The organism is Mesorhizobium sp. C277A, assembly GCF_040324395.1.
Taxonomy (GTDB): Bacteria; Pseudomonadota; Alphaproteobacteria; order Rhizobiales; family Rhizobiaceae; genus Mesorhizobium.
On record NZ_JAMYVW010000002.1, the window covers coordinates 1664890 to 1688507 of the forward strand.

Genomic DNA, 23618 nt, shown 5'->3' on the forward strand with positions numbered 1-23618 from the left:
TACTGGCCAATTCTAACGCTTAAAATTACACACTCAATCTATACTTTTATTATTTTATCTATAACGCGTCGTTATATACTGAGGCAGTTCGTTGCTCCCCAGGTTGGCGTTGTCTGCCGCCGGGTGGTTATCAGGGAAAGGCGCGCAGGGAATGGAGTTGTTGCAGAGCGACCTCAAGCTCCGTCAGCTGAAGGTCTTCCGGGAAGTGTTGCGGGCCGGTTCGACTAGGCGGGCGGCGGCTGCGCTCGGGATAAGCCAGCCGGCCGTCAGTCAACATGTGAAGCAGCTTGAGACCACGCTCGGCATCACACTCTTCAAGAGATCAGCCAACCGCATCGTCCCCTTGCAGGAAGCCTGGGAACTCCTGCGAAACGTAGAACTGGCCCTGACGTCGCTGGATCGCCTGGACGCGTCGATCTTCGCTATGAAGAACGAGGAAAAGCAGCGGATTGCGATTGCCGCGCCCTCTGTTTTCGGTTTCGTGACCTTGCCCAAGGTCGTGGCGATTATCCGCTCAAAGACCGCTTCGAATGTCCGGTCGATTTCTGGAAGCTACGAGCAGATCGGCGAACACATCCTGGCCGGCCGCGCCGATCTTGGAATTTCGAGACTGCCTCTGGATCCAGGCTTGTTTGAATGGGCGCCGCTTGGGTCGGCACGAAACGTATGCATTTTTCATCCCGACCACCGCTTTTCAAAACAGACCTGTATCGAGGCGCAAGACCTGGCAGGCGAAACGATCGTCGATATCGATCCCCAGTTTGCCGCCCACCAGATGAACTTCAATGCCTTGCGCTTCGCCGGCGTTGAGCCGGACATACTGGTGGAATTCGATTGCAACGGTCACGAAGCCGGATACGTTTCGGCTGGCCTGGGCATTTCGATCACAAACGAGATCATCGCACGTGAGTACGCGGCGTTTCAGCTGGGAGTAAGGCCAGTGGAACCGTCCGCGCTCTATCACTACGTGGCGATTTGGCAGAGGGGAAGGACCTTTTCCAACGCCTTGAATGTATCGCTCGAGGCGATAATCACAGCGTTTTCGAAGACGCCGACGAGAGAGCAACAGTTTCTCCAGACGTCGTCCTAGCCGGCCATGGTTTATTTCGGTTGGGACGTGCCGCATAAGGCCCAACCGGGAGGCTTTCTGCGAAGTGGCGCGAATGGCTAGCCTGAACGGCCAAACTGATAGCGAGCGCTCCGCGAACGGCTGGATCGACGGCCCCTATCCGGCGCAGATGGTGCCGTTGGCCGTTCCCGAAGCGGTGCAGGAATTGGTGGCTTCCAGTCTAGAAGTCCAGTCTCGCCCAATGGGCGGCCCTACGCCGCCTTAAGCGCAGGCAATTGCGGGATTACGCTCACCAGGCAGGGTGCTGGTCTGGACTGGCACTGGCAATCCGAAAAGCGGACAGACCTCCCAGAGCGCCGGCAGCTTGTTGCAGAGCTTGCGCGCTCCACGCCGTCCTTTCATGGCGCGGCGAAGTTTCTGTGTCGCGCTCGCAGGGCACCAACTCGCCGCTCCCTGGATCCTTGGGGAGCGACGAGCGCGGGTTGCTACCGAACCTTCCGCCGTCGTTGAACTATGCTGGATGAGTCCAGCTACTCCAGATCGATTGCCCGCCGGCTCATGCTGGCGGGCTTTTTGCGTCAGCCGGGAACATTCCCGCTCCAAGGCAGTTCGGTCACACCCGGCTCGTTCTTCAGCGGTCCGGCCGGTGACCAAGATGCGTCCCTCACTCGTCATGGTCGGCCCGCGCAGCCTCGGAAGCCGGCGCGGGCCATCCATCACAAAGCCCGCTGATCCGACCGACGGGCTTCTTCAGTTTCACCACGCAAAGAAAGGCCCGGTCGTGAACTGACCCCATCGAAGTTGGACGGTTCATTGAGTTGGTAGGTTTAATGGCTGGTTCCTGTATTGCACAGGGGCAAGCCCTTTCAAGCCCAGATTCCAATTTCCGGAACCATTCAGCGCCATGGATACACGCTCTGCGGGGTGGCTGATCAAGAGCCGATCTGCCCTCACATCATACTTGACGCATCCTCCCTGGGGGGATACCGGTGGGCATGTCCGAAGGCATCCATAGTTCTCATCCGGCTATCGTGAAGCGCTTAAAGCGCGCACAGGGGCATCTTGCATCCGTGCTTGGCATGTTCGAGGCGCAGCGATCCTGCCTGGACCTGGCGCAGCAACTCCATGCAGTGGAGAGCGCCATCAGCAGCGCAAAGCGAGAACTGATCCACGATCATATCGAACATTGTCTGATCGACACGGAAGCGGGAGGCAACTCGCTGGCAGAGCTCAAGCAACTGGCGAAATACCTATGACCAGTATCGGCGCACGCGTCTTGGATTGGTTCGGCTTCGGGTCACATGATCATGACGCGCATGCTCATGACGATGGCTCGCACGGCCATACGCACGGGGTCATCGACGCAACGATTGCAACCACTGACCGCGGCATCTGGGCCGTCAAATGGTCGTTCGTCATCTTGGCCATGACGGCGGCATTGCAGATGGCCGTGGTGTTGGTGTCACGCAGCGTGGCGCTGTTGGCCGATACGATCCACAACATAGGCGACACCACAACCGCCATTCCGCTCTGGATCGCATTCATGCTGGCACGACGCAAGCCGTCACGGACCTTCAGCTACGGCCTTGGCAGGGTAGAGGATCTGGCCGGTATCATTATCGTGCTGATCATTCTGTTCAGCGCCATCGTCGCCGGGTACCAGGCTATCGAGCGCCTGGTCAGTCCGCAGGCAGTGACTCATCTCGGTTGGCTGACCGCGGCGGGCATTGTCGGCTTCCTCGGGAATGAGGCCGTCGCGGTGTTTCGCATCCGTATCGGCAGGGAAATCAACAGTGCGGCGCTCGTCGCCGACGGCTACCATGCCCGCACCGACGGGCTTACCAGCCTTGCAGTGGTCATCGGCGCCATGGGCGTCTGGCTCGGATTTCCACTGGCCGACCCGATCATCGGGCTTCTCATCACGGTCGCTATATTCGGTATCGTCTGGCAATCGGCGCGCTCAGTGCTCACCCGCATGCTCGACGGCGTCGAGCCGGGCGTGATGGCCGAAATTCAGCATGCCGCTGCGCATGTGCAGGGTGCTCGCGTTGTCGACGCCAAGGCCCGCTGGATTGGCCACAAGTTGCATGCCGACATCGCTATTGCAGCCGACGGAACCTTGCCTCTCTCAGAGGCAAACAAGATCACGGCGGCGCTGGAGAACGAACTGTTCGAACACATGCCGGCGCTCGCAGCTGCCAACATCCGGTTTTCGACCGACCAAGGTGAGCACGAGCATCCGCACTCTCATGATCAGGGCGAACATCACGGCCACCAGCACTGACAACTGCCGGAAACCACTCGCTTTTGCCGGTCTCGGCTGATGTTCCAGGCGCTTGTCGAATTTCAGCGCTCCATATACCTGGCGCTCGCAGATCAGATAAAGCTGCTGTCAGTTGGCGGTGATTGGCTTGCGTTCCTTGCCTTTCTGCCGATGGGCCTCCTGTTCGGTGCGGCACATGCTCTGACGCCCGGCCACAGTAAGGCTGTCTTGGCGACTTACCTTGCAGGTTCGGATGCGAAGGTTTCGCGCGGCCTCCTGGTGTCGATTACGCTGTCCTTCACTCACGTGGCGACAGCGGTGCTGATCGCCGTATTCTCCCTGCCGCTCGTCTCGATTGCATTGGGCAGCGTTGGACGCGCACCACTGCTTGAGGGTGTGAGTCGCGGTCTGCTCGGGCTGATCGGCGTCTGGATGCTTTGGCGTTCGGTGAGCCACGGCCACCATCACAAGCATGAGGGCGAGGCCGTTGGAGTCATGGCCGGTTTGATTCCGTGCCCGCTGACCCTTTTTGTCATGACCTTCGCGATTTCCAGAGGGGTGCCGGGAGCTGGAATTCTGTTCGCAATCACCATGATGGTGGGCGTGGCCCTAACGCTGTCCAGCGTGGCGGTACTGTCGATCTTGTTTCGGGAGCGCCTGGTGCATTTTTTCGACAGCAGGCCACGGCTGTTCGATACCATATCGCGAGCAATCGAAGGCGCAGCGGGCCTTGCCCTCGCCAGCGTAGCGGTCTGGCAACTTACAGCCGGATAGAGCCACAGCTGTCCACAGACCCTCTCCTTTCTTAGGAAAAGGCGAAGAGAAGCTGCGGCACGCAAGGCTGCTGGATTCCGGGAGGATGATGCAAATGGCCATGCCTAAGAAAGATCAGGAACGCGCCACCTACGCCTGGATGTACGGCGCCTAAGCGCGCAAGGATGGCAAGGAGCGTGAGGTGCCAGCTTACTGGCAGGAACATGCCGACGCGTGGCTGCAGGGCTTTGACGGTGTGGCGATGGACGGTTTTGGCAAGACCAAGACCGTCAACGACGAGACATGGAAGCCGAGGTCGACGAAGCTGCCGTCGAGCGCCCCGACGAATAGCCATTTTGCCGTATGCCGTATGGTCGTTTTTAATTGGAGAAGGGTTTCGTTGGGCCTATAAAGATTGCGTTTACCATTGCCTTTTTAGGGAGAATGCGATGGTTGCAACGCCCATAGAAATCGCCCAAGCCGCTACTGCGACTACGGCCACCTTGCTGAAGTGGCAGAAGTCCATGGAGGAACGCGCCACGTTTCGCCAGAACATGGATCAATCGCGCAGGGCGATCCAAGCCTCACGCGATCTGCTGAAGCGCCTTCGCCAACGTCATCGCGACGACATGGCGGAAAGTTCGGAAATGCCAACCCGTCTACTGTGCCGATATCGCAACGCGCCGGCAGCTAGCGGGAGGCGACCAGAGCCGATGTGAAGGAGAAAGTTTCAGTGGGCTGTTCCTGGGGTCGGCAACGAAGTTTAAGCCTTGTCAACCAGCGACTTTTTTCGCCCGCGTGGAAGCGCCACATGTCTTTCGACCAGGCGCACGTGCTCGGCGTCGACAGTCACCAATGGCCGGAGGCTGACGGTTACCTTGTCCCCGTCGATGCGTGTGACAGGGCCGATCAATTCCATATGCTGGCCAATTACAGCCTTCGAAGTCGAATCGACAACAGAATGCGGGAAGTCGTAGGAGGGGATCGTCACGCTTATGCGATCGGGCGTCACGCGGCCGCGCACAATCGCCGTGACTGCGACCTCGTCGCCAACTTTGATACTTCCCCGAGCCATGCCCAAGACTTTGGAGCAGCCGGCGCCAGCGTCAAGATGAGGGGGAGCTAATAAAACCCCTCCGCGCCGCGATGCAACATCCAGCGCTAATGCGGATTCCACCTTGAGAGATCGATTCCCCAGGTCTTATAATCCGTAATTAGCCTATTGGAGGTGGAGGGAACTGCGATGGGCGGCACAGTTCAGAACACACACTCAGACAGTGTGGAGTGGCCGAAGCCTGCTGAGAATGGCTGGTCCGCGTTATAGAGAAGGGCAAGGAAGACAGCTGATCGAGCTCGAATCTTATGCCATGGCCTCTGCGGAAGGCCAACGGATCCGTCTAATCTCGAGAAGTTCGGTCGCGAGGCTTTGCCGGTCCTGGCCCATTCCACTGGATGAACTGCGCGTTCTGGCCGGTGATACGAGCCTTTGAGCTACGGCCGAGTATGGTGAGGCCACGGAGACGATCCGGATCGAAGGGCAAGGAACAGCTTGCCTGCCCCCTTCAGCATTTGGACTTAGGTCTGATTGCTCCGCGTAAATGGCCGAAGCCGGAAACATTTCTCCTTCTACTTTGTTGCAGTGGCCGTGCCGCTGAGGAGAACATGCACAGCGCCTCTATCAAATGAACTTCGCGACGTACCTTTAGAATTCCAATGCCCCTCCTGTTCACGCGCTATGGTGAGAAGGGGATCCTGGCTGAAACGATTGCCGGTTTCAAATGCGATAGTTGCAGGTCCAGAGTGCGGATCGGCTACCAAGAGAAGCTGGCCATATTCGAGCGGCACCTTAGAAAGGTGAGCGCCAGCACAAAGTCAGTGAACAACCGCCCTTGTTAGCGGCCGCTTTAGAGATCGGGTGCAGTGGGTACACGGGCTTTTCCCCGCTATCCTTTTTTCTCCCGGCCCCGCCACCGTCTATTATCGGCGGCTAGGCCGCTATCACCTTCTGAGCGGGCTAGCGATGGAGTGCCTTGGACGGTGAAAACGATTCCGGCATCCTCAAACGCTTTGCGGATGGCGGCGATGTTGTGGGGACGCGGCTTCCTGAATCCGTTCTCAAGATCGCTGATCACCATTTCGCTAAGATTGGCCTTGGCGGCAAGTCGCACACGCGGCCAGTTCAGTAGGGCTCGTGCTGCTCTGACTTGATCTGCTGAGAGGAAGGTTCGGCTGTCCATAGCCAGTCGAACATTTAGTAACGCTAAACTGTTCCTCTTGACCTTCTGCGATTTCTAACGGTGTGAGGCCGGCCTGTCGCAAGCCGTCATCGATTGTGGCTGCAACCTTTCGGACGGTTGTTACCTCGGCTCCAACAAGACGTGCTGCCTGCATTCTTGCTTGGAGATCAGCCAAGCGGGCAGCCAGGGCTTGCGTCCTCTCGAGTTCAGGGTTCGTCATGTTCATTGTCCGGCTGAGTGGCAATTTGAATTTGTCCGGCTGAGTATCGTTTGAATGCACACACTCGCCACCCAAGGGTGGCGAGCGTGGGTTCGTTCGAAATCTCAGTCGTAAACTTTCACGATCTTGCGGGTGCCCGGATCGACCAGGACCGTGCGGTTGTCGACCACCACGTAACGGTATTTGACGTTCGGGACCTCGTGGATCTCAACAGTTTCCGGCAGAGCTGTCCCGACGTTCAATTCCACGCCGGGAAGGTTCACCGAAGCCAAGGGCTGCTTCTTGACATACTCACGGATGACCGTGTCCTGTTCCGGCTGGATGATAATGTCGTCAGCGGCGGCGGAGCCGATCCCCGCCAAGAGCAACATGGCTGCGGCGGTGTTCACGAAGTGCATCTTCATATCTTCTCTCCTGCAAGGACCGGCACACGACGATCATCGTCCCGCACTGCCCGGCAACCAACTTTGAACCGGGGTAAACGTTCCCGCCTACGCACCTTTGTCTAATCCGATTGGTCTAAAGTCCGACCGTACAACGCAATGGTCTTACCTTTGGACTAGGCGGAACGGATTAGGGCTTCAGGTTGTTGGTTCTCCACAACGGGAGAGAACAAATGGATCAAAGTGTTGGCCAGGCGCGATGGTTGCTCGCACCGATTTTTGCAACAGCCGTTACCTTTCTGGTAATGGCGGTCGTCCTTAGCTGACATGTCTTGGATCGGCGCAGCCAGGTCCCTTCCTGCGCTGATAGGATTCGCGAGTTGCTTGAGCGGCTGGCGAATCCTCTATTTTACCGTGCGCTGGGCCTGCTCCTTCAGCAGGCGGGGCGCTTCGTTCAGCTCATGTAACTTGGGAGGTTTACTATGGATCGGCGATCCTTTTTGACAGCGATATTTGGCGTTGCAGGGGCAGCAGCCTTTGCAAGCGCGGTCCGGCCTATCAACGCATTGGCCGGTGTTCCAGCGGCCAAAAGCGGCATTCTCGAAGAACTCGACGCGCCAGACGCCTTCGACAACGAAGGTACTCACGCGGAAGTGGAGCCGGTCAACCATCGGCGCTACTACGACCAAGATTACGACCCAGACTACGACCCAGATTACTACCACCGGCGCCGCCGCCGCCGGCGGGGCTGGAGAAGAGTCTGCCGTAGTTACTGGCGACACGGGCGCCGTCGGGTCCGGTGCTATCGCCGACGTGGTCCTTCGATCGTCTTGCGATTTTAGCTAGTCGGCTGCTTCTGCCCATAGCCCGTTCCGGCTGACGTGCTGAGAACGGGCCGGTACGATTCCTTTTTCGTGGCAAACGCAATCCATCTGTCCAAGGGCACTCATCAGCAGGGCCGATGGACCTGACTTACAGCTTGGTGGTGTCGCTGTGGTGCGCCAGGAGCGGTCTGACGATCCCTCTTGTGCAGCCCTTCGGCTGCCGCCCAGCCTAGGAAGGCTTCTGGCCGTTAGGCCACGGGGCCAAGCTCAGCCATCAGGACACCCCGCAAGCGATGAGCAGCGGGGCCTGGTAAGGCCCGGCGACCTCCTTTTGACATACGGGGAGAAACCAAGAAGGGCGCCGAGCCTTACCGGCGCTGCTTTGAGGGAGCGACGCCGGACGAGATGAGAGTAGGCGATAATGCTAATCTCTGCGGACCATGCAAATGAAGGAAAGCCGTGTGCGATTCTTCGCTATCCAGCCACGAACCTCTGCCTTTCGGACATGGCGGTCCGTCGCTCGATCGAAGATGAAGAACGCCTGATGTAGCTGCTCGACTTCGTAGAGCCCGACCCGGATCTCGAACCCTGTCTGGCCGGTGGCATCGAAGTCACCGGGACCGATGACAGGGAAGGCGACGACCATGGCGAAGCGGACGACGAGCGCGAAGCCGCCGATGCCGAGTATGGCTTCATAGAGGGAGGGCAAGGCCTCTAATTGTCCGGTCGAGAATGAATAGCCGGCTGCCTGACGGTGGCTGGCTTCAGTTTTTGTGTGGCACGATGTAGCGACTGCTCACCGCACCCGCCCCTGTGCCCCGCGTGACGACAATCGTGCTATACCCGGCTGGAACGGAACCTGTAGCGGAGGGATCGATCGAACTGCATCGCCCCACGATCTCCCCGTTGGGAGCGCCCTCGAGCCTCACGGATAACGCCAACTGGCATGTGTCAAGGGATCCGAACATGGACGGTGATGTATCGAGTGGCTTGCAGACTCCCTGGGCGGGACTGCAAGAAAGCAAAATCATCACAGCTGCAGTTGCCGGATCCATTCGTGAAGCTCCGTTGTTCGACGAGCCTCAACGCAGAATAGCGAGCTTTGTTTCGTCGGTGCTAAAATACGAGTTTTCTGGTCTGGCTCACGGTGGCGGGCTTTCCATTGTCACAGCTTTCGCCTCTCAATTGTCCCGATCCCGAACGGTAAAACAGCGCGATCGGGTCTCAGCCACAGGCCGACGACTATTTCGACCTAATGGTCTCGGAGCGAGCGCGGCTGCCCCATCCACGGTGTAGAGCGTGCTCCAGCTCTACAACTTACAGCGAAGGTTTCGTCTTTGAGATCGTCGAGCGCCGCGGCTGTCGCGGTTACCGGGCTCCCAACGCTCTCTTCCGCATTGCCGGCAGAGGCGAACACTGCGACCAAAAGGCATGCCAAGGATCTGACCGTTACGACGTGAGATGGCCACTGGACGGATATGGCAAGGGAACCTTGGATCGATCCTGACCATGCCGGGCCGATGCTGACGCGCATGCCGTTGGCTCATCGAGACCGAGGAATTCGCAGAGACCATTCATGCTCGCTAACTGCGCATCTCCATGTCAGTCGTCGTAGTCGGGAAGAAATCGATTTCGTTGCCGAAGCAAGTTCGTGACCGTGAAATCAGCTAACCGGCGCCGAAGGAGCGTCAGCATGGCGACGCCGCAGGCGAGACGCCGGGCCGTCGCCCCAAACGAGGGTGCCGTTTCAAGGCTGGTGATTTCGCCAGAGCACAGGGTGCGATTCTGACTACCCACAAGCCAGACGCTGTCATGGCGATGCTGGGTTGGCCGGGCGTAGCGGCTTCGAAGCCGCCGATTACCAGTATTCTCGCTCTGTGGCTGCCGATTCTGCGATTAAGGATTGGATGAATAGGCATGGGGGAGAAAGGCCGCTATTCTAAGCCTCATTCCCCCTCGATGCAGGAATAACGAGATCATGGAGTAGGAAAATCTCATGCTATACGGCGGAGGTTCTTACACGGGCGAGATTCACACCCGCCCAACCACAAGGCGCCCATCCGCTGCCCGATGGACGGTGGATAGAGTTTTGGTGCCATGAGCCAAACCCACACATTACAACCGTCATCTATCCGCTTCCCGGTACAACCACGGCTGGTGCCGGCGATCAAGGCGGCGCGTTATCTCCACCTGACGCTGCGGGAATTCATGGAATTGCTGCCCGAGTTGCAGGATCAAGGCTTTCCCAAGGCCTGCCCAATCACCGGCAACTACGACATGGTTGCGATCGACGCCTGGCTCGATCAACGCTCGGGTCTTGCAGGATCAGGATCCGGCGCGCAGTCTAGCATTGACATTGCAAGAGCGAGGCTGGCGACCCTTGGGTAAGATCAAGTTGAAGCACTACGTCATCCGTAAGGGCAAATACGGCTACTGGCTGCCGACGCCGAAGATGGTCGAAGCTGGCTTCAGATGCATTTCCTGTGGAATCGACGGGCCTGAGGCTTGGACGATAGCCCGGGAGTGGGAAGACCGCTGGCAGGAACTCCGCAAGGGCAGGGAGCCGTCGCGCCTGCATGTATGGCCAAAGGATTCCATCGGAGACGCCTTTGCACGCTATCGCCGCATGGATGCATGGAAGCGCAAGCCACCGCGCACCCGCGAGGATTGGGAGCGCGGTTGGACCTTCATCGAGCCGTACTTCGCCGACCTGCCGCCAGCCGACATCACCCTCGAGCTGCTCGACGACTGGTATGGCCGTCTGCTGCGGGTCAAAGGTGTCGACATCGCCTACCGTGCCGTAAAGACGTGGCGTTCGCTCTATAATGTCATGGCCGGCATGAAGCTATGCCCGCCCGGCTCCGACCCATCGCAGGCGATCCGCCGCCAGACGCCACCACCGCGCCACCAGACCTGGACGGCAGGCGAGGCGGTGCGCATGGTCAAGGGCGCCTGGCGCGCCGGCTACCGCGGACTGGCCTGCATCATCGCCGTTGCGTGGGACACGAGCTTCTCACCCGTCGACGTGCGCACGCTCAAACCGGCGCAGGCAATGCAGACAGCACAGGAATGGGGTTTTCTGATTGCACGCAGCAAGAGTGGCGAGGCGGCTTTCGGCACGCTGTCGTCACGCACGCAGCGCCTGGTGCTGGCCTATGTCGAATCACTAGGCGTCACCCTGCTTGACGATGCGCCGATCTTTCGCTCGCGCGGTTTCGCGCCGGGCCTGAAGGGCGGCCGGCCGCGCGCCGGCGTGCCTTACACGAAGGATTCTCTGGTCGACGACTTTGCCGATCTGCGCACGCTGGTATTCGGGACATCGGAGAAGCGGCGGCTGATGGACATGCGGCGTTCCGGCGCGGTCGAGGCGAATGCCGGAGGCGCGTCGGTCGAGGCAATCTCGGCCAAGATGGGCAATTCGATCGACGGGAACAAGGCGCTGCAGAAGACCTATATGCCGGTCAATCTGGCCGCCGTCCGCTCAGCCGATGCCAGCCGCCGCAAGGGCAGAAAGCTGCTTGGCCTGGAACGGAACGAATACAGAAAGTTGAAACTCTCCGGAGAATGAGAGTTGAAACTTTTCAAGGGGCGGTAGCTAACCCCTTGAAATGAATGGCGCGAGTGACGGGGCTCGAACCCGCGACCTCCGGCGTGACAGGCCGGCACTCTAACCAACTGAGCTACACCCGCGCATTGGACGAGCACGTGTCAGCCGTGTTCGTCGTTGGGGGGGTGGATAAGGGGTTCGCCACCGGGTGTCAAGCGTAGCTGGACAGCATAAACGCAAACAGGAGAAGGTTTTTTGACAGGCGGCACTTTGCCCGCGAAAACCAGTATGCGGCTAAGCTCGCAGCTGTTCATTTGGCCTTGCGAAGCCGGTTCCGACCGCTTAAAGGTCCGGCCGGAGCGGGCGATTAGCTCAGTTGGTAGAGCGCTTCGTTTACACCGAAGATGTCGGCGGTTCGAGCCCGTCATCGCCCACCACTCAAGCTCTTGATAAATCGGTGCTTGCCTGGAGTTACGGTCTCATATCCGGTTGTATGCGTTGTCGGCATTCTGCTTCCTGGCCTTGTCGCGTTCGAAAGGGGTGACGCAGACCAAGTCGCTCTCGAACGCTTCACGCCAGACGTAGCCGTCGCGGCAGGTGCTGTCGCCGTAAGGTCCGCCGGTCGGCGAACGATTGTTGCGGGCATTGGCATTCTGCGCCTGCACCTCGTCGTAGTCGGCAGGACTCACGCACACGCTGTCGCCGAAGATCGCCGATCGCCAGACGAATCCTTCCTTGCACCCTTTGGCCTCGATCGCTGCGGGCACGATAGGCGACGGCAAAGGGGAGGGCCTCGGCCACAACGCCGCCGTTGTCCCGCCGATGCCGAGCGCGATCGTCGCGACCAGCCCGTACAGCAGCCAGAGCCTCGGCCGCCGCGCCGCTGGCTTCGCTATCGCCGACGCAATCGCCGCCATATCGTCGTTGAAGCGCTCGTGGCGGACCTCCATGGCTTGACGCTTGGCCAGGTCCTGCAGATCGGGTGGCAAGGCGCTTTTCTTTGGCATGCTGGCGCCGTTGACGAGCACGGGGATGACGCGCACCCCAGCCTGGAGTGCCGTACGGATCTCCTTGCGCACGAAGTCGTCGGGGGACTCCAGCCGAACCTGGCCCTGCTCATCGGTAAGCGCGGCCCACTGCGGCCCCACGATCGCCAGCATGATTTTGCAACTGGCCAAACTGCGGGCAAGCGCCACCTCAAAGTCATCGCCGGGGTTGAGCTTGTCGACGTCCATGAAGATGGACGCATCAGGAAGCGCGCGGTTCAGATTATCATAGACGCGGCCCGCCACGCCGGAATCGGTCTGCCGCCGGTAGTTGATGAATACGTCGCCAAGCAAGGCCTGCCTCTTCCCACATGAACGAGAAGGCCTCAAAGTAGCATGAGCGGTGACCTCGCAGCTAGTCTGGCGACAGACTGGCCATTACTGCGGATGCAGTCCGTTTCACGTCTCGCCAGAGGACACATGCACCGGCCCTTCGCGTCGCACGGTGGACTAAGTACAAGAGGCCATTACGGCGCGTCGCCAAAGCGGAATATACACAAATGTCTTCCGTCTGGATGGCAGCTGCAGAGCAAGTTCGGCCCACGCCCGCAACGCCAGGCGAACAATGCCTTTACCGGATTAACTTGGCGTATCCGGAAAAGCAGGTTCATCCGGAAGGGCAGGGTGTTCTGGAAGGGTGGGTTCACCTGCACGGGTAGGTTCATCAGGAAGCTTAATATCTTGAGCGTCTATGCAATGTCGCTCTCTCAAAACCGGGGAACCGCTTTTGAGCGACACGCATTGGGTGAGCACAGAAAGACGATCGGCTCCGCCACTTCTTCCTGTCTCGGCTCGCCGATGCGGGCAAGCGTGTACTTGTCGACGTTGTTCGCATACGGCTTCGATATCGGCGTAGGTGCCGTGTCACCGTGCCGCGATAAGGGTTCACAGCGGTCGAGTTGACGATAGCGTTCTCAGCGAAGATGTCGGCGGTTCGAGCCCGTCATCGCCCACCATATCTGGCCGACCATATCTCGAATGCCGGGCGCGGCCGCAACGAGCCGCACCCGCCGTTCTTCCCCGGCGCCACCTATCGTTTGACGTAGCAGTTCTTCTTCACGCGGCGGATGGGATCCTCGCCAAAGGCGTCGACGCTGCATGTGACGCCGTTCCTGAATACGCCCTGGACGTACTGGCCACGCGCCCCGTATCTCACCAATTTGCGGCCACGGAACTCGCAGAACCGCCCCTCCGAGGCGCAGGCCACCCATCTGCCGCCGCCCTGGCCGTAGTCGTCATCGCCGTAATTGTCGTCGTCATCATCATTGTCGCCATAGTCGTTACCGCCCCCGCGCTTCACGATATAGCAAGCCTTGTCGCGGCCGGGCGCCGGGTCGCCAAAGACGCGATTCGTACACGGCACGGCACGACGATCGATGAAGCGCGAAGTGGTCTGCCCGCGCGCGCCGTAGACCACTTCCGAGGGGTAGGGCAGGCGGCAGATTTCGCCTTCGTCGGCGCATCGCTGCATCCGCTGGGCGGATGCGGTGGCTGGAAAAAGAATAGAGACGGACGAGGCCAGGCCGACCAGGCAGATGAATGTAAACGTCATCCGGATCAAAGCATTGAAGGTTTTTGACACGATTTGTCTCCCGTTCGATTCGACCAGCATGGTACAGCAGCCTTGTTAAATACACGATGAACGAAAGCCCTCCGGGAAGGCAGGACAATGATGGATCATCCAGGGCGCCTGATGCTGCGGTTGCTGTTCGCATTGGCAATCGTCGGCACTGGACGCTTCGCCTATGCAGGGAATGCGGGCGACGGCGTCGACCAGCCGGCCGCCAAGGCTTCCTTGCTCAAGGCCTATCCCGGACTTTTCACCATTTCGGGCAATGTACTGACCTGGACCGACGGCACCACGATGGTGTGGGACGACGGCAAGGCGCGCGACGCCGACGCGCTGCTGGAGAGCCCCGACATCGAAGACATGTTTCGCTACGTCTATCCCGGAGCAGCGGAGGGCGCCCTGGTCCCAGCGGAGGATTTCGATCCCGGCCGCATCCGGAACGAACCTTTCTTCGAAAAGCTCTACGGGGCAAGTGCCGCCGAGGTGGGCAAGCACATCGCCAACGTCAAATGGTTGCCGAAGCTCGGCAAGAAAACCATGCAGGTGACCAAGGTGTTTGGCATCAACGACCGGCTGGGCAAGGTCTCCGCTGCGCTCGAGGCGATGCCCGCGGAGCTGAGCCGTTATGGGCTCAAGCCCGGCGGCGGCTTTGTCTGGCGGCCGATCGCCGGCACGAACCGGTTGAGCGTCCACTCCTTCGGGGCGGCCTTCGACGTCAATGTCGGCTTCTCCGACTACTGGTACAACAACAGGAACAAAACCAACCCCAAGGCCCCCATTCCGTTCAAGAACCGGATCCCGCTGGAAGTCGTGGAGTTGTTCGAGAAAAACGGCTTCATCTGGGGCGGGCGCTGGTATCACTACGACTCCATGCATTTCGAGTACCGGCCTGAATTGCTGCTGTATAAGAAATCCGGCTGATCACGGCGGCAGCAGCCGGAAATCCTTGCCTTCAGGCAGCAGCTGGCCGCCGTCGACGACGATGGTCGTGCCGGTGATGTAGCTGGCATCGTCCGAGGCGAGGAACAGGAAGGCGTTGGCGACGTCGCGCGGGCTGCCGAGCCGTCCCAACGGGATCGAATCCTCCATGTTCTTGATGTAGGCGGCGCCCCGATGCAGTTCGATCGCTTCGGTCAGGATGTTGCCGGGCTCGACGCCGTTGACGGTGATGCCGTAGCCGGAAAACTCCAGCGCCGCCGAGCGGATGAAGCCGTTGATGCCGGCCTTGCTGGCGGCATAGTGGCCATGTCCGGGGCTGGTGACGTGCGGACCGGTGATCGACGAGGTGTAGAGCATACGCCCGTAACCTTGCGCCTTCATCGGCGCCAGCGCCGCCAGCGTGGCATTGAAGGTGCCGCGCAGATTGACCGCCATCACCCGGTCCCAGTCGTCCGGGCTGGTGTTCTCGATGAGCTGCCAGGGATAGATACCGGCATTCTGCACGATGATGTCGAGACGAGTGTGGCGGCTCAATGCCAGGGCTACCGCGGCCTCAGCATCGGCCATTTGCGAGATGTCGGTGCGGACGAAGGCAGCGCCGAGCTCGTCCGCGGTCGCTTGACCGGCCCCGGCTTCGCTGTCGGCCAGGACCAGTCTTGCGCCTTCTTCGGCAAAGCGCTGCGCGATGCCCTTGCCGATGCCGCGCGCGCTGCCGACGATCAGCGCGACCTTGCTTTCGAGCCGTCCTGTCATGCCAGCCGTCTCCTATGCCAGTCTTTGGCGAATGGTTTGCTTGAAGGCGTCGAGCAGCACGGCGGCGAGCACCAAAAGGCCGTGGATGACCTGGGTGAAGTTGGCCGGCAGGCCCATCAGATTGATCGCCGTGTTGATGCAGGAGAGCAGCAGCACGCCGGCATAGACGCCGGGCAAGGTGCCGACACCGCCTTTCAGGCTGACGCCGCCGATGACGACGGCGGCAAAGGCGTTGAACAACAGCCCGGTGCCGAGATTGGCGGTGGCGCCCGAGGTGCGGATGGCGAGCAGCCAGCCGGCGAGGCCGGCAATGGCGCCGGCCAGCACGAAGGCGATGATCAAATTGCGGTTGACGCGGATGCCGGCGCGGAAGGTCGCGGTCTCGTTGCCGCCGATCATCACGAGGTGGCGGCCGAACGGCGTCTTGGCCATGATCAGCGAGAACAGGACGAAACAGGCGACGGCGATCCAGGCGGTCAGCGGTAGGCCGGCCAGCCGCTGGATGCCGAACCAGCGGATGGCCGGCGCCAGATCCTGTGCCGAGCGGCCGCCGGAAATCACCAGCACCAGGCCGCGCACCCAGATGTAGGACGCCAGCGTGATGATGAAGGCGCTCATCTTCACCTTGACCACGAGATAGCCGTTGAAGGCGCCGATGAGGCCGCCGACGGCGAGCGCAACGAGCAGCGAAACCGGAACCATCAGCCACTGCGGATTGAGCTGTATGCCCATGCCGATGCCCGACGAGCAGAACAGGATGCCGACCGCCATGGCGCTGAGTGCGGCCACCGATTCCACCGACAGGTCCATATGGCCGGCAATGATGACCAGCGACAGGCCGATCGACATCACGCCGAGAACGCTCGAGGCCTCGATGATGTTGGCGAAGATGCCGAGCTGGAAGTAGTTCGGGACGAAGATGGAAAAGACAACCAGCACAAAGATCAGCATGAACCAGACGAGGTTGTCGAGGACGAACTCCAGGGCTTTGCGGGTGCGCGGGTTCATGGGCTGATCCGGTTGGCGCTCCCGAGAAAATCAGGCTGAGAAATCAACTCGATTTCGTCGGGTTCAGGCGCGGGTTTAGGTTCGCCACGGTGTCCTGGGACGCGGCGTCGTGAATGGGCAGGCTCCGGGCCGCAATGGCCCGGAGCGCTTCGCTAGGCGACTATTCGACAGACTTGATCGTGTCCGTCGGCGGCTTCTGGTTGCCCCAGAAGGCCGGATTGTCGACGTTTTCCTTGGTGATGGCGGCGCCCGGGATCTTGATGTTGGGGCCCCAGCTCTCCTTGGTCACGGTCGACTTCAAGCCGAGCACGTCATACTCGCCAGGCTTGATTTCCTGCTTGCCGGCGATCTTGTCCATGAACATCGCCACGGCCGCGGCCTGCGCGTAGAGCGGTTGCTCGACTTCGACATTGAGCCAGCCCTTGCGGATCAGGTCGAGACCGACCGGAGCGCCGTTCGAGCTCATCAGCATGACGTCGCCCGGCTTCTTGCCGGCGGCCTCGAGCGAGGCGACGGCTGCGACCGACAGGTGCGCGGCATGGCTGAAGATCAGGTCGATGTCGGGGTTGGCGAGCATCTGGTCGGCAACGATCGTGCCGGCGTTGCTGGCTTCCCATTGCATGGCCGGCAGCGAGATGATCTTGACGTCAGGAAACGCCTTCAACTTCTCCTCGAAACCCTTCTGGATGTCGAGCGTGTAGGGATCGCCGGGATCGCCGAGCACCTGCAGGATCTTGCCCTTCACCGAACCGTTCTTGGCGGTCAGAAGCTTTTGCGCCTGCTCGGCGGCGACGTAGCCGATCTCGACCGTGCCCGCCACCGAGGTGAAATCGGACGGGGTCGAGGTGATCTGGCGGTCGAACTCGACCACCGGGATGCCGGCCGCACGCGCCGCTTCGATGGACGGCTTCAGCGCGTTGAAATCGACGGCGGCCAGGATGATCGCCGCCGGCTTCAGCGCAATGACGTCGTTCATCTGCGATTGCTGCGCGTCGGTCTTGTTGTCGGCGTTGAGTGTTTTCACCTCATAGCCGACCTGCTTGAGGAACAGCTCCAGCGCGCTCACCGAGCCGGTCTGGAATTCATCGAGCAGGGTCGGGACCATGTAATAGACGGTGCCCTTGGTCTGGGACATTGCCGGCGTGAGCGAGGCAAGAGCCAGTGCCAGGATACCGAAGACAAGAACCAGTATTCGCTTCATGTCGTTCGCTCCTCTTTTATACCGGACCCCTCTTTTGTCCCTCAACCTGCCGGTCCGGCACCGGCAAGCGTCTCACCGGTGATCATGTTGATCACCGCATCGGGACTTGTTTTGTTGCGTGCGACATCGCCGGCCACGACGCCTTGCCGGATCACCACGATCCGGTCGGCGACCTGGAAAGCCTGTTGCATGATGTGGGTGATGATGACGACGCCGATGCCCTGGTTGGCCACCTGGCGGATCATCTCGAGACCGCGCCTGGTCTGCTCGACGCCGAGTGCCGCGAACGGCTCGTCAAGCAGCACCAGCTTGCCGCCCCAGTGCACGAAGCGGTTGAGCTCGATGGCCTGGCGTTGGCCGCCCGAGAGATGCTCGACATTGGTGCGCAGCGACGGGATGCGGGTGCCGGCACTTGCCAGCGCCTTGCCGACCACGGCCTCCATGGCGCGCTCGTCGAGGATGGGGACACCGAGAACCTTGCGGGTGATTTCGCGGCCCATGAAGAAATTGGCGACGACGTCGACATTGGTGCAGAGCGACAGGTCCTGGTAGACGGTCTCGATGCCGGCAGCCTTGGCCTCGGCCGGCGTTTTCGCCAGGAATTCCTTGCCCTCGAACAGCATGCGGCCGGAGCTCGGCTCGAGGCCGCCGGCGATGATCTTGACCAGTGTCGACTTGCCGGCGCCGTTGTCGCCGAGCAGCGCCACGACTTCGCCCTTGCCGATCGAGAAGCTGATGCCCCTCAGCGCATGAATGGCGCCGTAATTCTTGGTGACGTTTTCGAGTACCAGCAGCGGTTCGGTCATGCCGCCACTCCCTTGCTGTGCATGAGGTCTGACCGGCGCTCGCGCTCGGCAATGAACATCTGGCCGAAGCGCGGCGACAGCACGCCCGAAACGGCCAATGCGGCAGCGCCGCGCAGCACCGAATGCTTGCCGCCGGTCGCCACCGTCACGCGCGGTGTCTTGCGGTCGCGCCGCGCCGAGACCGAATTGGGAAGCTGTCCCGCCGCGCCGACCAGCTTTTCCAGGAGCTCGGTGGGGGCGAGCCCGCCGAGGATGACGGTTTCGGGGTCGAACACATTCTCGATTGTGACGATGGCGTTGCGGAAGATCGGCGCGATCTCGGCCACCCAGGCGGCATCGCTGATGTTGCGGCGGCGACGTGCTTCGAGCGAGAGATACCGTTCGAGGCAGCCGCTGTTGCCGCATGGGCAAGGCTCGCCGCCCGGAACGGCAGGGATGTGTCCGATTTCGCCGGCATTGCCCCAGGCGCCGCGCATCACCGCGCCGTCATGCACGATGACGCCGCCGAGGCCGACGCCGAAATAGAGGTAGTAGTATTCGGAATAACCCGAGCCGAGACCGTAAAGCCGTTCGCCCATGGCCGCCGCCGCCATGTCGGTTTCGAAGAAGGCCGGCAGCCCGGTCGACGCCGCCAGCCGTTCCGGCAGCGCGACATCCTTCCAGCCGGCCATGGTCGTCGGGCCGACGAAGCTCATCGACTCCACGCCGAACGGTCCAGGCAGCGCCATGCCGATGCCGAGCACGCGTCCGCCGGGCCGCAGCGCGGTCAACTCGGGCACCATCGCGCCGATCAGCTCGAAGGCATGGTCGGGCGTCGCATGCGGCGCCTCGCGATGCATGCTCTCGATGACATCGCCGCTGAGATTGATGAGCGCCGCGTCGATCCCCAGCGGGGTGAGGTGGACGCCGACGGCATAGCCGCCCTCGGGGTTGATCCTGAGCGTCGCCGGCGGCAACCCGCGTCCGCGCGGCTCTTCGCGCAGCGACAGCACATAACCATGCTCTTCGAGTTCGCGAACGATGGTCGATACGGTCTGGACGGTGAGGCCAACGCGGCCGGCAATGTCGCCGCGAGCTATGGGACCGTGAAGGCGGATGGACTCCAGCACGATGCGCCGGTTGTAAGGCCGCCCGAACTCCTGATTGGTTCCCCGCAGTGCCATGTCCCGCGCCCTTTAGGAAGGCCAAGACTTGCACAGGCAATTTATTCAGTCAAATGGAATTCAAAAATAATTCGGAATGGTTCCCAGACGCGGTGCAGGACCTGTCCCATGTGCCGCGCTGGCCGATTGCAGCCGGGCTGAAACCACCGCAATGGTGAATGACGTCAGGCGGGCGCGGGGCTCGCCCGACCAGTGATCCAGCAGGAAAACCGATGATCGAATTGCCTTTTGCGCGCGATGAGTACCAGCGGCGGCTTAAGAAGATCCGCGCCGAGATGGCGGCGCGTGGGTTGGAACTGCTGGTCGTCAACGATGTCGCCAACCAGCATTACATCACCGGCTATGACGGCTGGTCGTTCTACACGCCGCAGGTCGTGCTTGTCCCGATCGAAAACGAGGCCGAGCCGGTCTGGATCGGCCGCACTATGGATGCGGCAGGCGGCTTGCTGACGGCCTGGATGAAGCCGGAGAATGTGGTCGGCTTCCCCGAGGACCACGTGCAGCGCGCCGATCGCCATCCGATGGACTGGATAGCGGCCTGGATCGTCGCCAAGGGCTGGGGCGCGAGACATATCGGCATCGAGCTCGAAGCCTATTATTTCTCGCCGAAGGCGCATGCCCGGCTCGTCGCCGGCCTGCCCAATGCGAAATGGCACGACGCCGATCTGCTGGTGAACTGGATCCGCGCCGTCAAATCCGCGCCCGAAATTGCTTATCTGCGCAAGGCGTCGACACTTGCCGAATCGGCGGTTTCGCGGGCCTTCGAAGTCATCGCGCCAGGCGTGCGCGAATGCGATGCGATTGCCGCGATCCAGGCGGCGCAGATTGCCGGCAGTCCGGACTTCGCCGGCGACATCACGGCGCTTCCGCCGACCATCCTCGGCGGCGAGAATGCATCGGCTCCGCACATCATGTGGAGTGACCGGCGGTTCGGAAAGGACGAGACGATTGCGCTCGAACTTGCCGGCGTCTGCCGCCGCTATGCCGCCGGGCTCGCCCGAACGATGCAGCTCGGCAAGACGCCGGCCCGTGTCGCCGACACCGCAAAGGCGGTGATCGACGGCATGGATGCGGTGCTCGACGCGGTCAGACCGGGGACCACAGCCGAAGCGGTCGAGGCCGCTTGGCGCAAGGTTATCCAACGCTACGGACTGAAGAAGGAATCGCGCATCGGCTATTCCATCGGCGTCGCCTATCCCCCGGATTGGGGCGAGCACACGATCAGCCTGCGGCCCGGCGACAAGACCGCGCTGCAACCCGGCAATGTCGTGCACTCCATTCTTGGCATGTGGATGGATGGCTGGGGCATCGAGATCAGCGAGACCATTCTGGTGACCGAGACCGGCCATGAGACGCTGACCAAATTCCCGCGAGACATCCACGTCAAATCGTGACCGGTCAGCCACGACGGACGCCACCGCGACCCGCCTGACGCATCTGCTCAATATTGGATCGTCCGGCGCTCGATCAGCACCACAAGACAAAACAGGACGATCGACAGGCCCGATGACAGCACATCGCCGCGTAGAGGCGGTCCGACTGGTAGTTGAAGGACGCCTGGATGATCAGCGCGCCAAGTCCTTGGTCGGAGCCGATCCATTCGCCGACAACGGCGCCGATCACGGCGGTGGCCGAGGCAATCCTCAGCGATGAGAACAGCATCGGCAAAGCGCGCGGCAGCCGCAGGCTCCAAAACACTTCTGGGCGCGTGCCTCAGAGGGTTTCCAGCTTGCAGAAACTTCACGCCGCAGGGCGTGAGTCAACGATCACGACGCCGGAGCACGCGATGTCGGATTGCCAAACAACAGGATGGTACAACGGGTGAAGGAGGCGGGGGCGTGCAACCAGCCGCCTGGCTTGACCCTACAGATACTGCTCGACCTTCTTGCCCACGGTCAGGAAGCGCAGCGGGTCGATGGCTTCGCCATTGTGGCGGACCTCGTAGTGCAGGTGCGGGCCGGTCGAGCGGCCGCTGCTGCCGGTCTTGCCGATGATGTCGCCGGCCGCGAGTTTTTGGCCGACGGCAACGTCGATCTCGCTCAGATGGCCGTAGCGCGTGGCAAAGCCGTTGCCGTGATCGACCTCGACCATGCGGCCATATCCGCCGTTCCAGCCGGCCTTGGTGACGATTCCGGCCGCGGTGACCTTGGCCGCCATGCCGACCGGCGCGCGGAAATCCATGCCCGAGTGCAGGGCAGCGGTGCCGAGGATGGGGTCGGTGCGCACGCCGAACGGGCTGGTGACGGAGTGGCCCGGCGCCGGGTTGGCGAGCGGCAGCCGCCGCGCCTCTTTCTTCAACTGGTCGAGCGTATCCAGCGCCTCGTCCAGTTCCTTGACCTTGCTGTCGAACATCATCGAGCTGTCAAGCGGGATCAGCGGTCCGCCGACATCGCTTTCGTTCTTGCCGAAATCACTGTCGACCGGCAGACCGGCGGCTTCCAGCGCCTGGGTGATGGCATCGGCGTTCTTGTAGGCGTTGTCGGCCAAGGTTTCGATGCGGGTGAGCTGCTGGCTCTCGATGTTCTTCAGCGATTCGTTGATTGTGACGAACAGTTTGTCGGCACGGTCGGCAGCCGTTTCGCTGGGCAGCGGATCGGAACGTGTCGACCACAGCGAGAATGGCCTCGTGTCGCCCGAACCAAGGCTGGCGACCGAATAGGCGAGTGGCTCGCCGCCGGTCAATTCGGCATGCTCGTCGGGTTTTGCCGCCACATCCGCGGCGGCCGGCGTGCCGACCTCGTTTTCGGCCCGCTCGAGAATCGGGCCGAGGCGGCCATGGCGCTGGCTGAGCTGGCTCTGCCGCTCGATCAATTCGCTGACCTTGGTTTCCATCAGTTTTTGGTCGAGAAGCTGGCGGCTGGTGATGCGGTCGACCTGCGCGCGCAATGCGGAAATGCGATCTTCATAGGCCTGCTGCATGCGCGCCTGCCGGGCCGTGGTGGCGCCGATCAGATCGTCGCGCAGTACGAGATAGGAGGTCGCCAAGAGATAGCCGATGGCGATCGCCGCCAGTGCCGAGCCCAGAAAGGCGACGAGCCACGGCCGGATGGTGAAATGCCGTATTTCATTGCCCCGCGCAATGATGATCGTATGCGGCTCCTTGCGCCTGCCGAAGACCGCTGACTGACCGGTTAGGTTCACGGGACCAAGCTTTCGTTACGACACCAAGCCCGATTACACATTATTAGGGTTAACAAAGTTTTGCCGTCGAGCGGGCGCGCCAGTGACCAACGGTGTCAACCAACCGCATATATGTCTTATGCCCCTAATGCACTGCGCGGCGTTGGCCAGATCGGTGGCGCCTCAGAGCGCGCGGACCGCCTCCAGCACTGCTTCGGCATGGCCTTTCACCCGGACCTTGCGCCAGATCCCGGCGATCCGCCCGTCCTTGCCGATCAGGAACGTCGCCCGCTCGACGCCCATATAGTTGCGGCCATACATCGTCTTCTCGACCCATAGATTGTAGGCCTCGATCACCTTGCGCTCCTCGTCGGCAACCAGGTCGACGGTGAGATCGTATTTGGTTTTGAACTTGTCGTGCTTCTTCACGCTGTCCGGCGACAGGCCGATCACCACGGCGCCGGCCTTTTCGAACTCCGGCTTCAGCTGCGAAAAGCTGATCGCCTCATTGGTACAACTTGTGGTGTCGTCCTGCGGATAGAAATAAAGTACAACAGGCTTCCCCCGCATCGAGGCAAGGCTGAGTGAGCCGCCGCCGTCGCGCGGAAGATCGAATTGCGGCGCAACGTCGCCAATGTCGAGATCAGCCATATCGATGCCCTTGTTTGAGGTTACGCGGCCCTAAATCAAAGAGATAGAGCATGATGTCTGGACAA

Annotated in this window: 23 protein-coding genes, 2 tRNA genes and 1 pseudogene; 10 read left to right on the forward strand and 16 right to left on the reverse strand. The window is 61.1% G+C overall.

What is annotated here, in order from left to right:
• Nucleotides 1-151 precede the first annotated feature (151 nt).
• The 5 genes from NKK52_RS08295 to NKK52_RS08315 all read left to right on the forward strand — a co-directional run bounded on the left by NKK52_RS08295 (nucleotide 152) and on the right by NKK52_RS08315 (nucleotide 4804).
• Complete coding sequence (locus NKK52_RS08295; RefSeq protein WP_352462401.1) at nucleotides 152-1090, forward strand: LysR family transcriptional regulator; 939 nt, start codon at nucleotides 152-154, stop codon at nucleotides 1088-1090.
• A 974-nt stretch (nucleotides 1091-2064) separates the two neighbouring features.
• Nucleotides 2065-2325 (forward strand): metal-sensing transcriptional repressor, encoded by a 261-nt coding sequence (locus tag NKK52_RS08300; protein ID WP_023684828.1) that lies wholly within the window; start codon nucleotides 2065-2067, stop codon nucleotides 2323-2325.
• Complete coding sequence (locus NKK52_RS08305) at nucleotides 2322-3353, forward strand: cation diffusion facilitator family transporter (RefSeq protein ID WP_023684829.1); 1032 nt, start codon at nucleotides 2322-2324, stop codon at nucleotides 3351-3353. The genes NKK52_RS08300 and NKK52_RS08305 overlap by 4 nt, the downstream gene beginning before the upstream one ends.
• Before the next feature lie 39 nt (nucleotides 3354-3392).
• A complete protein-coding gene (locus NKK52_RS08310; RefSeq protein ID WP_023684830.1) occupies nucleotides 3393-4106 on the forward strand; it encodes a HoxN/HupN/NixA family nickel/cobalt transporter in 714 nt (237 codons plus the stop codon).
• A gap of 428 nt (nucleotides 4107-4534) precedes the next feature.
• Complete coding sequence (locus NKK52_RS08315) at nucleotides 4535-4804, forward strand: hypothetical protein (protein ID WP_023824750.1); 270 nt, start codon at nucleotides 4535-4537, stop codon at nucleotides 4802-4804.
• 44 nt (nucleotides 4805-4848) lie between these two features.
• On the opposite strand, the gene NKK52_RS08320 is transcribed toward NKK52_RS08315, so the two are convergent.
• The 5 genes from NKK52_RS08320 to NKK52_RS08340 all read right to left on the reverse strand — a co-directional run bounded on the left by NKK52_RS08320 (nucleotide 4849) and on the right by NKK52_RS08340 (nucleotide 8458).
• The gene (locus NKK52_RS08320) at nucleotides 4849-5160 is read right to left on the reverse strand and encodes a hypothetical protein (RefSeq protein WP_023684831.1); all 312 of its coding nucleotides are present in this window, start codon (nucleotides 5158-5160) and stop codon (nucleotides 4849-4851) included.
• A gap of 868 nt (nucleotides 5161-6028) precedes the next feature.
• Nucleotides 6029-6322, reverse strand: coding sequence for a helix-turn-helix domain-containing protein (locus NKK52_RS08325; protein WP_081726963.1), 294 nt, complete (start codon nucleotides 6320-6322; stop codon nucleotides 6029-6031).
• A 324-nt stretch (nucleotides 6323-6646) separates the two neighbouring features.
• Entirely contained in the window at nucleotides 6647-6946 is a 300-nt protein-coding gene (locus NKK52_RS08330; protein WP_023669226.1) for a DUF1236 domain-containing protein, read from the reverse strand.
• 383 nt (nucleotides 6947-7329) lie between these two features.
• Complete coding sequence (locus NKK52_RS08335; protein WP_155923348.1) at nucleotides 7330-7596, reverse strand: hypothetical protein; 267 nt, start codon at nucleotides 7594-7596, stop codon at nucleotides 7330-7332.
• 577 nt (nucleotides 7597-8173) lie between these two features.
• Nucleotides 8174-8458, reverse strand: a complete 285-nt coding sequence (locus NKK52_RS08340; RefSeq protein WP_023684836.1) for a hypothetical protein — start codon at nucleotides 8456-8458, stop codon at nucleotides 8174-8176.
• 1388 nt (nucleotides 8459-9846) lie between these two features.
• Between NKK52_RS08340 and NKK52_RS08345 the strand changes: the two genes are divergently transcribed.
• Together NKK52_RS08345 and NKK52_RS08350 are read left to right on the forward strand one after the other, a co-directional pair.
• On the forward strand, nucleotides 9847-10137 hold the full coding sequence (locus NKK52_RS08345; protein ID WP_023731498.1) for a hypothetical protein: 291 nt from the start codon (nucleotides 9847-9849) through the stop codon (nucleotides 10135-10137).
• Entirely contained in the window at nucleotides 10130-11317 is a 1188-nt protein-coding gene (locus tag NKK52_RS08350; RefSeq protein WP_050589311.1) for a site-specific integrase, read from the forward strand. The genes NKK52_RS08345 and NKK52_RS08350 overlap by 8 nt, the downstream gene beginning before the upstream one ends.
• Before the next feature lie 45 nt (nucleotides 11318-11362).
• Here the strand turns inward: NKK52_RS08350 and NKK52_RS08355 are convergent.
• A tRNA-Asp gene (locus tag NKK52_RS08355) sits at nucleotides 11363-11439 on the reverse strand.
• A 218-nt stretch (nucleotides 11440-11657) separates the two neighbouring features.
• Here NKK52_RS08355 and NKK52_RS08360 point away from each other — a divergent pair.
• A tRNA-Val gene (locus NKK52_RS08360) sits at nucleotides 11658-11733 on the forward strand.
• A 42-nt stretch (nucleotides 11734-11775) separates the two neighbouring features.
• Here the strand turns inward: NKK52_RS08360 and NKK52_RS08365 are convergent.
• Together NKK52_RS08365 and NKK52_RS08370 are read right to left on the reverse strand one after the other, a co-directional pair.
• Complete coding sequence (locus NKK52_RS08365) at nucleotides 11776-12636, reverse strand: toll/interleukin-1 receptor domain-containing protein (RefSeq protein WP_023684840.1); 861 nt, start codon at nucleotides 12634-12636, stop codon at nucleotides 11776-11778.
• Nucleotides 12637-13372: 736 nt separating this feature from the next.
• Complete coding sequence (locus tag NKK52_RS08370) at nucleotides 13373-13954, reverse strand: hypothetical protein (RefSeq protein WP_245261344.1); 582 nt, start codon at nucleotides 13952-13954, stop codon at nucleotides 13373-13375.
• A gap of 57 nt (nucleotides 13955-14011) precedes the next feature.
• Between NKK52_RS08370 and NKK52_RS08375 the strand changes: the two genes are divergently transcribed.
• The gene (locus tag NKK52_RS08375; RefSeq protein ID WP_023826180.1) at nucleotides 14012-14833 is read left to right on the forward strand and encodes a M15 family metallopeptidase; all 822 of its coding nucleotides are present in this window, start codon (nucleotides 14012-14014) and stop codon (nucleotides 14831-14833) included.
• On the opposite strand, the gene NKK52_RS08380 is transcribed toward NKK52_RS08375, so the two are convergent.
• From NKK52_RS08380 to NKK52_RS08400, 5 genes are all read right to left on the reverse strand, one after another.
• A complete protein-coding gene (locus NKK52_RS08380; protein WP_023684843.1) occupies nucleotides 14834-15604 on the reverse strand; it encodes an SDR family oxidoreductase in 771 nt (256 codons plus the stop codon). It lies immediately after the preceding gene.
• Between the two features lie 12 nt (nucleotides 15605-15616).
• The gene (locus tag NKK52_RS08385; RefSeq protein ID WP_023684844.1) at nucleotides 15617-16612 is read right to left on the reverse strand and encodes an ABC transporter permease; all 996 of its coding nucleotides are present in this window, start codon (nucleotides 16610-16612) and stop codon (nucleotides 15617-15619) included.
• Nucleotides 16613-16772: 160 nt separating this feature from the next.
• Entirely contained in the window at nucleotides 16773-17813 is a 1041-nt protein-coding gene (locus NKK52_RS08390; RefSeq protein ID WP_023684845.1) for a sugar ABC transporter substrate-binding protein, read from the reverse strand.
• 41 nt (nucleotides 17814-17854) lie between these two features.
• Nucleotides 17855-18619, reverse strand: a complete 765-nt coding sequence (locus NKK52_RS08395) for an ATP-binding cassette domain-containing protein (protein ID WP_023669142.1) — start codon at nucleotides 18617-18619, stop codon at nucleotides 17855-17857.
• Entirely contained in the window at nucleotides 18616-19782 is a 1167-nt protein-coding gene (locus NKK52_RS08400) for an ROK family transcriptional regulator (RefSeq protein ID WP_023684846.1), read from the reverse strand. The genes NKK52_RS08395 and NKK52_RS08400 overlap by 4 nt, the downstream gene beginning before the upstream one ends.
• 212 nt (nucleotides 19783-19994) lie before the next feature.
• On the opposite strand from NKK52_RS08400, the gene NKK52_RS08405 reads away from it, so the two are divergent.
• Nucleotides 19995-21176 carry a M24 family metallopeptidase gene (locus NKK52_RS08405; RefSeq protein WP_023684848.1) on the forward strand — a complete coding sequence of 394 codons (1182 nt, stop codon included), beginning with the start codon at nucleotides 19995-19997 and terminating at the stop codon, nucleotides 21174-21176.
• A 47-nt stretch (nucleotides 21177-21223) separates the two neighbouring features.
• On the opposite strand, the pseudogene NKK52_RS08410 reads toward NKK52_RS08405, so the two are convergent.
• The 3 genes and pseudogenes from NKK52_RS08410 to NKK52_RS08420 all read right to left on the reverse strand — a co-directional run.
• A pseudogene (locus tag NKK52_RS08410) lies at nucleotides 21224-21483 on the reverse strand (ABC transporter permease); the annotation flags it as partial.
• Between the two features lie 162 nt (nucleotides 21484-21645).
• Entirely contained in the window at nucleotides 21646-22923 is a 1278-nt protein-coding gene (locus tag NKK52_RS08415; RefSeq protein ID WP_023684850.1) for a M23 family metallopeptidase, read from the reverse strand.
• Between the two features lie 162 nt (nucleotides 22924-23085).
• On the reverse strand, nucleotides 23086-23553 hold the full coding sequence (locus tag NKK52_RS08420; protein WP_023684851.1) for a peroxiredoxin: 468 nt from the start codon (nucleotides 23551-23553) through the stop codon (nucleotides 23086-23088).
• Between the last annotated feature and the right edge of the window lie 65 nt (nucleotides 23554-23618).

Coding starts and splice junctions, on each gene's coding strand:
- NKK52_RS08295 (WP_352462401.1), top strand. CDS start 152: ATGGAGTTGTTGCAGAGCGACCTCAAGCTCCGTCAGCTGAAGGTCTTC.
- NKK52_RS08300 (WP_023684828.1), top strand. CDS start 2,065: ATGTCCGAAGGCATCCATAGTTCTCATCCGGCTATCGTGAAGCGCTTA.
- NKK52_RS08305 (WP_023684829.1), top strand. CDS start 2,322: ATGACCAGTATCGGCGCACGCGTCTTGGATTGGTTCGGCTTCGGGTCA.
- NKK52_RS08310 (WP_023684830.1), top strand. CDS start 3,393: ATGTTCCAGGCGCTTGTCGAATTTCAGCGCTCCATATACCTGGCGCTC.
- NKK52_RS08315 (WP_023824750.1), top strand. CDS start 4,535: ATGGTTGCAACGCCCATAGAAATCGCCCAAGCCGCTACTGCGACTACG.
- NKK52_RS08320 (WP_023684831.1), bottom strand. CDS start 5,160: ATGGCTCGGGGAAGTATCAAAGTTGGCGACGAGGTCGCAGTCACGGCG.
- NKK52_RS08325 (WP_081726963.1), bottom strand. CDS start 6,322: ATGGACAGCCGAACCTTCCTCTCAGCAGATCAAGTCAGAGCAGCACGA.
- NKK52_RS08330 (WP_023669226.1), bottom strand. CDS start 6,946: ATGAAGATGCACTTCGTGAACACCGCCGCAGCCATGTTGCTCTTGGCG.
- NKK52_RS08335 (WP_155923348.1), bottom strand. CDS start 7,596: ATGGTTGACCGGCTCCACTTCCGCGTGAGTACCTTCGTTGTCGAAGGC.
- NKK52_RS08345 (WP_023731498.1), top strand. CDS start 9,847: ATGAGCCAAACCCACACATTACAACCGTCATCTATCCGCTTCCCGGTA.
- NKK52_RS08370 (WP_245261344.1), bottom strand. CDS start 13,954: ATGCTGGTCGAATCGAACGGGAGACAAATCGTGTCAAAAACCTTCAAT.
- NKK52_RS08375 (WP_023826180.1), top strand. CDS start 14,012: ATGATGGATCATCCAGGGCGCCTGATGCTGCGGTTGCTGTTCGCATTG.
- NKK52_RS08380 (WP_023684843.1), bottom strand. CDS start 15,604: ATGACAGGACGGCTCGAAAGCAAGGTCGCGCTGATCGTCGGCAGCGCG.
- NKK52_RS08385 (WP_023684844.1), bottom strand. CDS start 16,612: ATGAACCCGCGCACCCGCAAAGCCCTGGAGTTCGTCCTCGACAACCTC.
- NKK52_RS08390 (WP_023684845.1), bottom strand. CDS start 17,813: ATGAAGCGAATACTGGTTCTTGTCTTCGGTATCCTGGCACTGGCTCTT.
- NKK52_RS08395 (WP_023669142.1), bottom strand. CDS start 18,619: ATGACCGAACCGCTGCTGGTACTCGAAAACGTCACCAAGAATTACGGC.
- NKK52_RS08400 (WP_023684846.1), bottom strand. CDS start 19,782: ATGGCACTGCGGGGAACCAATCAGGAGTTCGGGCGGCCTTACAACCGG.
- NKK52_RS08405 (WP_023684848.1), top strand. CDS start 19,995: ATGATCGAATTGCCTTTTGCGCGCGATGAGTACCAGCGGCGGCTTAAG.
- NKK52_RS08420 (WP_023684851.1), bottom strand. CDS start 23,553: ATGGCTGATCTCGACATTGGCGACGTTGCGCCGCAATTCGATCTTCCG.